The following is a 13450-nucleotide window of genomic DNA, read 5'->3' as shown; positions in this document are numbered from 1 at the left end:
GGAGAGCGCGGGATCGCCGGCCGCTGGTGGACCGTTGCTGGTGAGAGTCAGGCGGTCTCGGTGATCGGGCGGTCGACCCAGCTCATCATGCCGCGCAGCTTCTTGCCGGTCTCCTCGATCGGGTGCGCCGCACCCTCGGCCTGCCACTTGGTGAAGTTGGGCCGGCCAGCCTCGTCCTCGGCGACCCACTCGCGGGCGAACTCGCCGGACTGGATCTCACCCAGGATCTTGCGCATCTCGTCCTTGACCCGGGAGTCGATGATGCGCGAGCCACGGGAGAGGTCGCCGTACTCGGCGGTGTCGGAGATGCTGTAGCGCATCTTCGCGATGCCGCCCTCGTACATGAGGTCGACGATCAGCTTCAGCTCGTGCAGGCACTCGAAGTAGGCGATCTCCGGGGCGTAGCCCGCCTCGGTGAGCACCTCGAAACCGGTCTGCACCAGCGCCGAGGCGCCGCCGCAGAGCACCGCCTGCTCGCCGAAGAGGTCGGTCTCGGTCTCCTCGGTGAAGGTGGTCTTGATCGCGCCGGCGCGGGTGCCGCCGATCCCCTTGGCGTACGCGAGGGCGAGGGCGAAAGCGTTGCCGGTGGCGTCCTGCTCGACGGCGACGAGACAGGGGACGCCCTTGCCGTCGGCGTACTGGCGGCGGACCAGGTGGCCGGGGCCCTTCGGCGCGACCATCGCCACGTCCACCTCGGCCGGCGGCTTGATCAGGTCGTACCGGATGTTGAAGCCGTGGCCGAAGAAGATCGCCTTACCCGGGGCGAGGTTCGGGGCGATCGACTCCGCGTAGATGGAACGCTGGGCGGTGTCCGGTGCGAGCACCATGATCACGTCGGCCTCGGCGGAGGCCTGCGCCGGCGTGAGAACCCGGAAGCCCTGCTCCTCGGCCTTGGGGCGGCTCTTCGAACCCTCCGGCAGACCGATCACCACGTCGACGCCGGAGTCACGCAGCGACAACGCGTGGGCGTGGCCCTGGCTGCCGTAGCCGATGACCGCGACCTTCTTGGCCTGGATCAGGCCGAGGTCGGCATCGTCGTCGTAGTACACCTCAACGCTCATGAGAACTTCCCTTTCGTACGACGGCCGGGGCGGCCCGTCGTGGTCTGTGCGGATTATTTCGGGTACGGCCCGGCCGGGCCGACCGGTGGCGGTCAGGCGGCCCGGAGCGCCGGCCCGGCGGTGATCGAACGCGAGCCGCGCCCGATCGCCACCAGCCCGGACTGGACCATCTCCTTGATGCCGAAGGACTCGAGGTCACGCAGGAGCGCGTCGAGCTTGTCCGGGGTGCCGGTGGCCTCGATGGTCAGCGTGTCCGGTGCGACGTCGACCACCCGGGCGCGGAACAGGTTGACGGTCTCCAGCACCTGGGACCGGGAGTTCCGGTCAGCGCGGACCTTCACCAGCAGCAACTCCCGAGCGACCGAGACCTGCGGATCCAGCTCAACGATCTTGAGCACGTTGACCAGCTTGTTGAGCTGCTTGGTGACCTGCTCCAGCGGCGACGACTCGGCGTTGACCACGATGGTGATCCGGGAGACGTCCGGGTTCTCGGTCTCACCCACGGCGAGACTGTCGATGTTGAACCCGCGCCGGGAGAACAGGCCGGAGACCCGGGCGAGCACGCCGGGCTTGTTCTCCACGAGCACGGACAACGTATGCATGGTCATGCCACGGCCTCGCTTCGCTCGGTCGTGCCACGACCATGGGTAAGGCTGAGTTTGCTGATTCGTTCGCTGCGCTCACTCATGTCAGATGTCATCCTCGTCGAAGGTCGGGCGGACGCCGCGGGCGAACATGATCTCGTCGTTGCTGGTGCCGGCGGCGACCATCGGCCAGACCATCGCGTCCTTGCCGACCACGAAGTCGACCACGACCGGAGCGTCGTTGATCTCCATGGCGGCGGCGATCGTCTTGTCCACGTCGGCGGCGTTCTCGCAGCGCAGCCCGATGCAGCCCAGTGCCTCGGCGAGCTTGACGAAGTCGGGGATGCGGTGCTTGTGGGTGCCGAGCTCGGTGTTGGAGTAGCGCTCGTTGTAGAACAACGTCTGCCACTGCCGGACCATGCCGAGATTGCCGTTGTTGATCACGGCGATCTTGACCGGGATGCCCTCCAACGCGCAGGTGGCCAACTCCTGGTTTGTCATCTGGAAGCAACCGTCACCGTCCACCGCCCAGACCACCGTGTCCGGCTTGCCGACCTTGGCGCCCATCGCCGCCGGCACCGCGTAACCCATCGTGCCGAGGCCACCGGAATTCAACCAGGTGTTCGGCTTCTCGTAGGAGATGAACTGGGACGCCCACATCTGGTGCTGGCCCACCCCGGCCACGAAGATCGCGTCCGGGCCGACGATCTCGCCCAGTCGCTTGATCACGTACTGCGGGGAGAGCGTGCCGTCCGCCGGCTCGTCGTAGCCCAGGGGGTAGCGGTTGCGCAGGTCGTCCAGCTGAGTCCACCAGTCGCCCAGATCGGTGCTCCGCCCCGCCGACCGCTCGACGGTCACCGCGGCGATCAGCTCGTCGATGACGTGCTTGGCGTCCCCGACGATCGGCACGTCCACGTGCCGGTTCTTGCCGATCTCCGCGGGGTCGATGTCCGCGTGCACCACCGTCGCGTCCGGGGCGAACGAGTCCAGCTTGCCGGTGACCCGGTCGTCGAACCGCGCGCCGAGCGCGACGATCAGATCCGCCTTCTGCAGGCCGTAGACCGCGGCGACCGTGCCGTGCATGCCGGGCATGCCCAGGTGCTGCTGGTGCGAGTCGGGGAACGCGCCGAGCGCCATCAGCGTGGTGACCACCGGGATGCCGGTCAGCTCGGCCAACCGGCGCAGCCCGTCCGTGGCGCCGGCCTTGAGGACACCGCCACCGACGTAGAGCACCGGCCGGCGGGCGGCGGCCATCAGCCGCGCCGCCTCCCGGATCTGCTTGCCGTGCGGGTGCAGGGTCGGCCGGTAGCCGGGCAGGTCGAGGGTGGGCGGCCAGGCGAAGGTGGTCTGCGCCTGGAGCACGTCCTTGGGGATGTCGACGAGCACCGGGCCGGGCCGGCCGCTGCTGGCCAGGTGGAACGCCTCGGCCAGCACCTGCGGGATCTCCTCGGCGTTCTGCACGAGGAAGTTGTGCTTGGTGATCGGCAGGGTGATGCCCTGGATGTCCGCCTCCTGGAAGGCGTCGGTGCCGATCGACGGGCGGGCCACCTGCCCGGTGATCGCCACCATCGCCACCGAGTCCATGTACGCGTCGGCGATCGGGGTGACCAGGTTCGTCGCACCCGGGCCGGAGGTGGCGATGCACACCCCGACCTTGCCGGTGGCCTGCGCGTACCCGGTCGCCGCGTGCCCCGCGCCCTGCTCGTGCCGCACCAGGATGTGCCGGACGGTGGAGTCGTAGAGCGGGTCGTACGCCGGCAGGATCGCGCCGCCCGGAATGCCGAAGACGACGTCGACGTCGAGCGCCTCAAGGGACCGCACGAGCGAGCCGGCCCCGGTGACCTGGGCCGGTGCGGATGGCCGTACCGCCGGGACGGCCGGGGTGGCCGCGGGACGTGCGACGGCCGGGTCGACCTCGACGGTCGGGTCGGCGGCCGCACGGGCCCTGCGGGCGGAGTGGGCGAGGGTCTCGGGCGTGGGTCTCGTCATGACGGTTCTGGCCTTCGGCTGGAGTGGCTGGTGGCTAGTCAAGCGATGCGACACGGGCGGGGCCCGCCTCGCCAGGTTCCGATGGCAATAAAAACGGCCCTCGTGCAGATGCACGGGGCCAGCGCACTCTCGATGGGGAGAGTGCGCTCAGGTAAGTACTCGCAGCGACCGGTACGACGACATGCGGCTAAGCCTGACGCATCTCACGCGATGAGTCAACTGCTCCCACATGTTGGTCAACGGACGTCGGCGAGTCGCCCGGCGACTCGCCATCAGCAGACGGGTTGACCTGCGTATACCCGCGCGGAACCCGGCGTGGCGCGGGCAGCGGCGCGGACCGTGCGCCAGGCGAGGTGGCCGCCTCCAGCATCGCCTCCAGGTGCTCGGCCGGCACCCCCCAGCCGAAGAGCGCGCCCTGGCCGAAGCGGCAGCCGGCGGCCACCACCGCGGCCAACTCGGTGGGTGTGGTCACCCCCTCGGCGATCACCTCCAGCCCCAACTGGTGGCCCAGGCGCATGACGATGTCGACCATCGGGGCGAACGCCGGACCGTCCTGGCCGACCGGCCGGACCGGCTCGTGCTCGGCCACCAGACTGTGGTCGATCTTCAGAATGTCGATCGGCAGCCGGCGCAACTGCCCCAGCGACGAGTAGCCGGCCCCGAAGTCGTCGAGCGCGATCCGGACCCCGGTCAACCGCAGCGCGGTCAGCCGCCGGATCAGCTCGTCCAGGTCGGTGGCGACCGCGTGCTCGGTGACCTCCAGCACCAGCCGCTGCGGCGGCACGTGGTGGGCGCGCAGCGCCTCGGCGACCTGGACCACGTACTCCGGGGCGTGCAACTCACGCGGGGAGACGTTCACCGACACCCAGACGTCGTGGCCGTCGGCCAGCCAACGGGAGAGCTGGTAGCAGGCCTGGTGCAGCACCCAGGCCCCCAGCGGGGCGATCATGCCGCACTCCTCGGCGAGCGGGATGAACTCGTCCGGACCGATGTTGCCCAGCTCGGGGTGGTGCCAGCGCAGCAGCGCCTCGGCGCCGACCGGCCGCACCGACGGCAGCGACGCCACCGGCTGGAAAGCCAACCGCAGCTCGTCGCGATCGATGGCGCCGCGCAGCTCGTGCTCCACAGTCGTCCGCCGGCGCAGCAGCTTGTCGTACGCGGCGTCGTAGCGTTCGATCCGGTTCTTGCCGCGCTGCTTGGCGTAGCGCAGCGCCAGGTCGGCGTGGCGCAACAGCAGCTCCACGTTCGGCTGGCCGGCCCACCCCGCCACCCCGATGCTGACCGAGAGGAAGACCGGCCCCTCCGGCTCGTCGTACGGCCGGTTGAGCACCCCGAGCAATCGCTCGGCGACGCGGTCCGCCTCGGCCGTGCGGCCCTGCATCAGGACGGCGAACTCGTCGCCGCCCAGCCGGGCGGCCGCGTCGCCGGGGCGCAGGTTGCTCCGCAGCCGCCGGCCGACCTCGGCCAACACGGCGTCACCCACGTCGTGGCCACGGATGTCGTTGACGTTCTTGAAGCCGTCCAGATCGAGACCGAGCAGCACACAGGGAGTGCCCGCCTCGGCCCTGTCCCGCAGTGCGCGCAGCAGCCCGCGCCGGTTGGCCAACGACGTCAGCGGGTCGGTGTGCGCCAGCTCGCGGAAGTGCGCCTCGCGCTCGGCCAGGCGGCCCGCGTAGTCCCGGACGTCGCGCAGGGTGAGGTGTTGCCGCGCCACCAGGGCGAAGCCCTCCACGCTGCCGGCCACGACGCCCGCTGCCGTGAAGCGGCCGTCCTGGGCGAGGTGGTACATCGCCGAGGCGGCCATCGCGACCATCGGGGCGATCGCGTACTCGCCGTCGCGACCGATCAGATCCACCTCGATCTGCCCCGGCCGGTCGGCCCCGCGCACGGCGAGAGCGACTGTCAACAGACCGGCGGCGAGCACCGCCGCACCGGTCAGCGCCATTGTCGGCCCGGTCTGGCAGAGCCCGGCACTGAGACCCATCCCGCCGCAGCTGACCGCACTGATGCCGACGCCCAGCGCGGCGAGCCGTCGACGTGGGGTGGCAGCCCGGAAGATGACGATCATCGCGAGCCCGGCACCGAGCGCGGCACTCACCGTGACCACCAGGATCGCCGGGCAGGCCGTCGGGGTGGCGGCGCCGAGCAACCGGGTGGGCTCGGAGAAGAGCACCCAGCCGACGAACCACAGCGCCGCCGCCATCACCAGCCCGTCCAGGGCGAGCCGGGCCGCGCCCGCCGCCGTGGCGGCCACCCCCGGCAGCCGGAGCAGACCACCGGCGAAGGCCAGCCCACTCACCGCCGTGCCGATCGCCACCGCGATCGCCCAGCCGGTGCGCTGCCCCTGCTCGTGGGCCCAGTGGTGGTTCGCGCTGAGCACGGAGACCACCCCGGCCAACAGGCTGAGCAGGGCGACCCCGGCGGCCGCCGCGAGCAGCACGTGTGCCTGCCGGCGCGGCCCGCTGTGCCGCCGGGCGACCTGGGTCAGCAGCGCGGCGGCCACAGCGGCGACAAGCCCGCTGAGCCCCGCGACAGCGACCATGCCCGGGGGGAGTTGCACGCCTTAAAGAGTGCCGGATCGACGCTCGCCGTGGGGGGCTGGGTGTGCATCTGTTGGGACACGGCGCATACGCGGGAGGGTCGGCGGGGCGACGGTGTCATGCTGGTACGTATGCCTGAGCTGCGGTCGAGGACCTCCACACACGGTCGGACGATGGCCGGCGCCCGGGCCCTCTGGCGGGCCACCGGGATGACCGACGACGATTTCGGTAAGCCGATCGTCGCCATCGCCAACAGTTTCACCCAGTTCGTGCCTGGTCACGTACACCTCAAGGACATGGGCGGCCTGGTCGCCGACGCGGTCGCCGAGGCCGGCGGGGTGGGCCGGGAGTTCAACACCATCGCGGTCGACGACGGCATCGCCATGGGCCACGGCGGCATGCTCTACTCGCTGCCCAGCCGGGAGTTGATCGCCGACGCGGTGGAGTACATGGTCAACGCGCACTGCGCGGACGCCCTGGTCTGCATCTCCAACTGCGACAAGATCACTCCCGGGATGCTGCTCGCCGCGCTGCGACTCAACATCCCGACCGTCTTCGTCTCCGGTGGGCCCATGGAGGCCGGCAAGACGATGGCCATCGAGGGCGTCGTGCACAGCAAGATCGACCTGATCGACGCGATGATCGCCTCCTCGAACGAGTCGGTCACCGACGAGCAGCTCGGCGAGATCGAGCGCTCCGCCTGCCCGACCTGCGGCTCGTGCTCCGGCATGTTCACCGCCAACTCGATGAACTGCCTCACCGAGGCGATCGGGCTGGCACTGCCCGGCAACGGCTCGACGCTCGCCACCCACGCCGCGCGCCGGTCCCTCTTCGTCGAGGCCGGCCGCACCGTCGTGGAGATCTCCAAGCGGTGGTACGACGGCGACGACGACTCGGTGCTGCCGCGCACGGTCGCCTCCAAAGCCGCCTTCGAGAACGCGGTCGCCCTGGACGTGGCGATGGGCGGCTCCACGAACACGGTGCTGCACCTGCTCGCCGCCGCCCGCGAGGCAGAGCTGGACTTCGGCGTCGCCGACATCGACGCCATCTCCCGGCGGGTGCCCTGCCTGGCGAAGGTCGCGCCGAACTCGCCCAATTACCACATGGAGGACGTGCACCGGGCCGGTGGCATCCCCGCGATCCTCGGCGAGTTGGACCGGGCCGGGCAGCTCAACCGGGACGTGCACGCCGTGCACTCCCCCTCGCTGGCCCAGTGGCTGACCGACTGGGACGTGCGCGGCGGCTCCCCGACCCCGACCGCCGTCGAGCTGTTCCACGCGGCGCCCGGCGGCGTGCGTACCGTCGAGCCGTTCTCCACCACAAACAGGTGGTCGTCGCTGGACACCGACGCGGCCGGCGGCTGCATCCGGGACCGCGAGCACGCCTACTCCGCCGACGGTGGCCTGGCCATCCTGCACGGCAACCTGGCCCCGGAAGGCTGCGTGGTGAAGACCGCGGGTGTGCCGGACGACTGCCTGACCTTCCGTGGGCCGGCGAAGGTCTACGAGTCGCAGGACGACGCGGTGACGGCGATCCTCGCCAAGGAGATCGTCGCGGGCGACGTCGTGGTGATCCGGTACGAGGGCCCCCGGGGCGGGCCGGGCATGCAGGAGATGCTCTACCCCACCTCGTTCCTCAAGGGTCGTGGGCTGGGCCGGTCCTGCGCGCTGCTCACCGACGGCCGCTTCTCCGGCGGCACCTCCGGGCTCTCCATCGGCCACGCCTCCCCCGAGGCCGCCTCAGGTGGGCTGATCGCCCTGGTCCGCGAGGGCGACGAGATCGTCATCGACATCCCGGGCCGCTCCATCGAGCTGAACGTGCCGGCCGACGAGTTGGAGGCACGACGGGTGGCCGAGGAGAAGCGCGACAAGCCGTACACCCCGACCGACCGGCAGCGGCCGGTGTCGGCGGCGCTGCGCGCGTACGCCTCGATGGCCACCTCGGCCAGCGACGGCGCCTACCGCCGCGTCCCGGAGTAACCCCACGCGCCCGCGCGCGCCGCGTGATCGACTCGCGTTCGTTGATATCGGGGTATCCGGGTCGACGGGATAGCCCGACATCAAGGAACGCGAGTCGATCAACCCGCAACAGCACCCGGGTTGGCCGTTGAAAGTCGGTGCCCGCGGGTTGACCGCATGGGCTAGCGTGGCGTCCGTCTATCTGGGAGGACCCAGGTTCCTACGGGGGGAATAGCTGTGCACGTGGCACTGTGGAAGAAGACCGCCGTGGTGGCGGTCGCGGCGCTCACCGCGCTCGCCGGCACCGCCTGCGGCCCGCAGCCCGGGTCGACCGAGGCGCCCGAGAAGCAGCCCGGCGTCCTGGAGTTGCTGGCCAGTGATCTCAAGGGGTCGCTGCAGAAGACGGTGGAGACCACCACCAAGACCGACTCGGTGACCCTGACGATGACGGGCACCATGGGCGGTCAGAAGATCTCGATGCAGGGTGTCCTGGACCTGGGTGACACGCCCAAGGCCGAGATGAAGATGACCGACCCGGAGGGCACCACGGTCACCGTCCGGATGATCGGCGCGGTGTTCTTCGTCGAGATTCCCGCGGAGGGCCGCGCGAACACGGGCGGCAAGCCCTGGATGAAGATGGATCTGAGCGCGGTGGCCGGCAACAAGGCGGGCGCGGAACTGGGCAAGCAGTTCGACGACATGGACCCGGTCAAGCAGATCAAGACGCTGCTCGCCATCGAGGGCACGACCGTGGTGGGGCAGGAGACGGTGAACGGGGCGCCGACCGTCCACTACACCGTCACCACTCCGGTGGAGACCTACCTCGCGCAGATCGACTCCAAGCGGCGGACCGAGACCGAGCAGGCACTCGCTGCGCAGGGCGTCAAGGAGCTCAAGATCGACCTGTGGGTCGACGAGCAGTACCGGCCGCGTCGGGCCGGCCTGGGCATGGGCAAGATGGGCGACATGGTCATCGACTACACCGACTACGGCAAGGCGGTGACCATCGAGGCCCCGCCGGCGGCGGAGACCGCCGACCTGGCCGAGATGCTGAAGGGCCTGAGCACCGGCACCTGACCAGCACCCGATTGCTGCCCGGTCGACGAGGAGACTCACCGGCCGGGCAGCGCCGTCTCTCGTGCTCGACACGAGATCAGCGATATCGGGGTGTCCCCATGGCCTGGACACCGCGAGATCAGCGAACCCGTGTCGATCACCGCTGTGGTCGGTGCGGGGATCACCAGGTCAGGACGGCGCCCACGGGCCGCTGACGAACGTGCCGTTTTCGGTGAACGGGCTGACGTTGGGCAGGCACCCGCCCAGGTCAATCGTCTGGGTCATCATGACCGGACCCGGCTTGCCCGGCCCGCCGCACTCCATGTGCGCGAAGCCGAGGAAGTGGCCGAACTCGTGATTGATCACGCCGGCGTGGTACTCGTCGATGCTGACCGGGTATCCCGGGGAGCCCTGGAGCCAACGCCGCAGATTGATCATGATGGTCTTGCCGTACTTACACGAGTAGACGCCCTCGGTGTCGACGCCGCTCGCACCGCACAGTCTGTCCACTGTCCTTGGTGTCGCGAGCCGCACGTCGACGTCGACAGTCGAGCTGCCAACCCGCTGGAAGGACCACGACGCCCGGCTCAGGTCCACCGCCGCATTGGTGACCGGGTGCTGGGCCGAGGTGGCCCATCCGTTCGGTGCCGCCAACACCTGCTCGATGCTCGCGGCGAACCGGTCCGGCTTCCAGGACGGGATGTCACCCCAGGCGATCCCCTTCTCCACCGAAACGCTGTAGCGCACCCGCTTCTTGCCCTTACCGATCACGCGACCGTTGCCGGCGGCGGTGGTGAAGGTGCCGGCGGCCCTGGTGGGGATCTGCTTGTCGGTCGGGATCTCCGGAGTCGGGCTGGAGGTCGGCGTAGCACTGGGGCGCGCACCCGAGCGCGGGGCACTCGACTCCGAGCGCGGGACATCCGCCTGGCCGGAAGCCGGCGCCGACGGCGTCCCGCACCCGGCGGTCGCCAGCATCACTGCCAACGAGATCGGCACGAGCAGCCGTCCGTCGATCCGCACGTCGAAACCTCCAGTAGCGATCACGGGTCACTGAGGAACACCGGAAGGCTACGTGACTGCCTGTAAGGAAATTGTCAGGATGATCGGCGCCGGTGCCCGCGTAAAAGCGCATAGATCCGGCACGAAACACCGAAGGCGATCACCCTAGGTGACCATCGCAGTCGGTTTGAGCGAGGTCAGGCGGCTGCTACGACGTGATCGATCACCAGGTGGGCGGCACCCGTGATGCCGACGTCCTGACCGGCGGTGACCCGTTCGATGAGCAGGGTCTGGGTGGCCAGCGGGAGGCACCGCTCGTAGAGGGTGGCCCGCATGCTGGCCAACAGCGGCTCGCAGTCGGCCAGCCGGCCGCCGATGGCCACCACCTGCGGGTTGAAGAAGTTGACCACCACGGCCAGGATCTCGCCGACGGCGCGGCCGGCCTGCCGGGCGAGGGCGGTGGCCTGCCGGTCACCGTCGTCGATCAGGCGGATCACACCGGTCAGGTCGGAGACCGCTACGCCCTGACCCCGGAGCGCGGTGACAAGTGCGGCACCGCTGGCGACCGCCTCCAGGCAACCGGCGTTTCCACAGGTGCACGGTGGCGCGGGGTCGGCCACCACCCGGCAGTGGCTGATGTCTCCGGCCGAGCCCTGCGCGCCCCGGTGCAACCGTCCACTGGAGATCACACCGGAGCCGATCCCGGTGCCGGCCTTGATGTAGACGGCGTGGTCCAACTCGGAATGCGCGGTCCGGTGCGCGCCGAGCGCCATCAGGTTGGCGTCGTTGTCCACGATGACCGGCACGTCGACCTGGCCGGTGCAGAACGCGGCGACGTCGAAGCCGTTCCAGCCGGGCATCCGCGATGGGCTGACGATCCGCCCGGTGGCGTGCTGCACCGGGCCGGGAATCCCGATGCCGACGCCGCGGAGCGCGTCTGCCGCCGAGCCGCCGGCCGTAGCCACTGGATCGCTGCCCACCAGCGTGGTGACCTCGGCCAGCAGCGCGCCGAGCACCGCCTCCGGGCCGTCCTCGATGCGGACCGGCAGGGTGCGGGCCTGGACCACCCGACCGGAGAGATCCAGCGTGCCGACGCGGGCGTGATGCGCACCGAGGTCGATGGCGCCGACCACGGCACCACCGGTGGGCACGGCGAGCTGACGGGGCCGTCGCCCACCCCGGGACCGCCCGGCGCCGGTCTCCTCCAGCAACCCCTGGCTGATCAACGCCTCGACCCGCTGGGAAACCGTCGACGGGGAGAGCCCGGAGAGGCGGGACAGGTCGGCCCGACTGACGGCGGCACCGGTGGCCACCCAGCGCAGTAGCTCCCGGGGGCCGCCCCGGAGGACATCGCGTGGCGCGTCGTCAATCGTCACGTCAGCTTCTTAGCACCCGGAGTTTGTTCAAGCAACCGGTTGACTTAGTTTGCTGGCTACCTTTAGATGGCGCTGTTGGTTCGATATGAAGCCGACTTAGTTTTGTAGCCGAAGGAAGTGAGGCCGCCTGGTGGCACCGGAGACGACGGGTGCGGATCGACCCATGGTGTCGGTACGCGGCCTGCACAAGTGGTTCGGTCCGCTGCACGTGCTCAAGGACATCGACCTCACGGTGGCCGCCGGCGAGGTGGTCGTCGTGGTGGGGCCCTCCGGCTCCGGCAAGTCGACACTGTGCCGCTGCCTCAACCGGCTGGAGACCGCCGGGCAGGGCAGCATCGAGATCGACGGCGAGCCGCTGCCCGCCGAGGGCCGCGCACTGGCCCGCCTGCGCGCCGATGTCGGCATGGTCTTCCAGTCCTTCAACCTCTTCGGCCACAAGACGGTGCTGGACAACATCACCCTCGGCCCCACCCGGGTCCGCCGGATCCCTCGACCAGAGGCGCGGCAGCAGGCGATGACCCTGCTGGAGCGCGTCGGTATCGCCGACAAGGCGAACCACCACCCGGCCCAACTCTCCGGCGGGCAGCAGCAGCGGGCCGCGATCGCCCGGGCCCTGGCGATGCAGCCGAAGGTGCTGCTCTTCGACGAGCCGACCTCGGCCCTCGACCCGGAAATGGTCAACGAGGTGCTCGACGTGATGGTCTCCCTGGCCGCCGAGGGGATGACCATGATCGTGGTGACCCACGAGATGGGTTTCGCCCGTCGCGCCGCCGACCGGGTGGTCTTCATGGACGACGGCCGGATCGTCGAATCCGGCGCTCCCGACGACTTCTTCGCAGCTCCGCGCACCGAGCGGGCCCGCGACTTCCTATCCAAGATCCTCCAGCACTAGCCCCCAACGGGAGGGTGTCATGTCAATCCTCAAGATGAGCTTCACCGGGCGGCGGTCGCTCGCCCTCACCGCCACCGCGGTGGCGGTGACCCTCGCCGCCGCCGGCTGCGGCGGCGACAGCGGCGGCAGCGCTCCGGCGCTGCCCGGCAACCCCGGCCTGGGCGGCGACGGCGTCATCGCCCAGTCGGTGTACGACGCCGCGCCGGTCGCCACCGACGCGGACATCCCCGCGGGCTCGGCCATGGACGCGATCCGCAAGCGCGGTTACCTGAACATCGGCGGGTCCCTGGACGCGCCGTTGCTCGCCCAGCAGAACCCGGTCAGCGGCACCATCGAGGGCTTCGACGCCGACATGGCGAAGTTGCTGGCGAAGTACATCATCGGCAAGCCCGAGGTGAAGACGACGACAATCGGCACCCAGACCCGGGAGGCCATGCTCCAGGCCAAGTCGGTCGACGCTGTCTTCCAGACGTACACGATCACCCCGCAGCGGGCCACCCAGGTCGCCTTCGCCGGCCCGTACCTCACCTCCGGCCTCGCCGTCGGTGTCCGCAAGGACGACACCTCGATCAAGAGCGTCAAGGACCTCGCCGGCAAGACCGTGATCGTCGGGGCGAACACCCCCGCCGTCACCGCGCTGCCCTCCGCCGCGCCCGGCTCGAAGCAGATCGCCTTCGGCACCGACCCGCAGGCGTTGCAGGCGCTGCTGCAGAAGCGCGGCGACGCGTACGTGCAGGACTTCACGCTGCTCGCCTCGGGCGCCAAGGCGAATCCGGGGATGAAGGTGGTGGGCGAGCCGTTCACCACCGAGTCGTACGGCATCGGCCTCAACAAGGAGGACGCGCAGTTCAAGGAGTTCGTCAACAACTGGCTGAAGAAGATCCAGGCCGACGGCACGTGGGCGAAGGTCTGGGAGGGCACCCTCGGCTCGGTGGTGGAGGGTGGGGCGCCCACCCCGCCCGCCCTCGGTTCCGCCGACGGCTCCTGAGCAGCCT

At 70.1% G+C, this 13450-nt stretch carries 10 protein-coding genes; 4 read left to right on the top strand and 6 right to left on the bottom strand.

Annotated elements, in window-relative coordinates; all coding sequences use genetic code 11:
• Positions 1-47 precede the first annotated feature (47 nt).
• From ilvC to ACLQ29_RS26710, 4 genes are all read right to left on the bottom strand, one after another.
• On the bottom strand, positions 48-1061 hold the full coding sequence (ilvC, locus tag ACLQ29_RS26725; protein ID WP_425774208.1) for a ketol-acid reductoisomerase: 1014 nt from the start codon (positions 1059-1061) through the stop codon (positions 48-50).
• Positions 1062-1153: 92 nt separating this feature from the next.
• Positions 1154-1669, bottom strand: a complete 516-nt coding sequence (ilvN, locus tag ACLQ29_RS26720) for an acetolactate synthase small subunit (RefSeq protein ID WP_425774207.1) — start codon at positions 1667-1669, stop codon at positions 1154-1156.
• Between the two features lie 81 nt (positions 1670-1750).
• Positions 1751-3634, bottom strand: a complete 1884-nt coding sequence (locus tag ACLQ29_RS26715) for an acetolactate synthase large subunit (RefSeq protein WP_425774206.1) — start codon at positions 3632-3634, stop codon at positions 1751-1753.
• A 187-nt stretch (positions 3635-3821) separates the two neighbouring features.
• Entirely contained in the window at positions 3822-6194 is a 2373-nt protein-coding gene (locus tag ACLQ29_RS26710; RefSeq protein ID WP_425774205.1) for a putative bifunctional diguanylate cyclase/phosphodiesterase, read from the bottom strand.
• 111 nt (positions 6195-6305) lie between these two features.
• Between ACLQ29_RS26710 and ilvD the strand changes: the two genes are divergently transcribed.
• Positions 6306-8153, top strand: a complete 1848-nt coding sequence (ilvD, locus tag ACLQ29_RS26705; protein ID WP_425774204.1) for a dihydroxy-acid dehydratase — start codon at positions 6306-6308, stop codon at positions 8151-8153.
• A 222-nt stretch (positions 8154-8375) separates the two neighbouring features.
• On the top strand, positions 8376-9209 hold the full coding sequence (locus ACLQ29_RS26700; RefSeq protein WP_425774203.1) for a hypothetical protein: 834 nt from the start codon (positions 8376-8378) through the stop codon (positions 9207-9209).
• Positions 9210-9377: 168 nt separating this feature from the next.
• Here ACLQ29_RS26700 and ACLQ29_RS26695 read toward each other — a convergent pair whose 3' ends face one another.
• Together ACLQ29_RS26695 and ACLQ29_RS26690 are read right to left on the bottom strand one after the other, a co-directional pair.
• Positions 9378-10208: a DUF3152 domain-containing protein gene (locus ACLQ29_RS26695; protein WP_425774202.1), complete on the bottom strand. Its 831-nt coding sequence runs from the start codon at positions 10206-10208 to the stop codon at positions 9378-9380.
• A gap of 176 nt (positions 10209-10384) precedes the next feature.
• Positions 10385-11563: an ROK family transcriptional regulator gene (locus ACLQ29_RS26690; protein WP_425774201.1), complete on the bottom strand. Its 1179-nt coding sequence runs from the start codon at positions 11561-11563 to the stop codon at positions 10385-10387.
• A gap of 163 nt (positions 11564-11726) precedes the next feature.
• Here ACLQ29_RS26690 and ACLQ29_RS26685 point away from each other — a divergent pair, with 163 nt between their 5' ends.
• The gene (locus ACLQ29_RS26685) at positions 11727-12455 is read left to right on the top strand and encodes an amino acid ABC transporter ATP-binding protein (protein ID WP_425774200.1); all 729 of its coding nucleotides are present in this window, start codon (positions 11727-11729) and stop codon (positions 12453-12455) included.
• Positions 12456-12474: 19 nt separating this feature from the next.
• Positions 12475-13443 carry a glutamate ABC transporter substrate-binding protein gene (locus ACLQ29_RS26680; protein ID WP_425774199.1) on the top strand — a complete coding sequence of 323 codons (969 nt, stop codon included), beginning with the start codon at positions 12475-12477 and terminating at the stop codon, positions 13441-13443.
• Positions 13444-13450: the final 7 nt, after the last annotated feature.

The organism is Micromonospora sp. DT228, from assembly GCF_049841595.1.
Classification (GTDB): domain Bacteria; phylum Actinomycetota; class Actinomycetes; order Mycobacteriales; family Micromonosporaceae; genus Micromonospora.
This window is presented reverse-complemented; position numbering and strand designations above follow the sequence as displayed.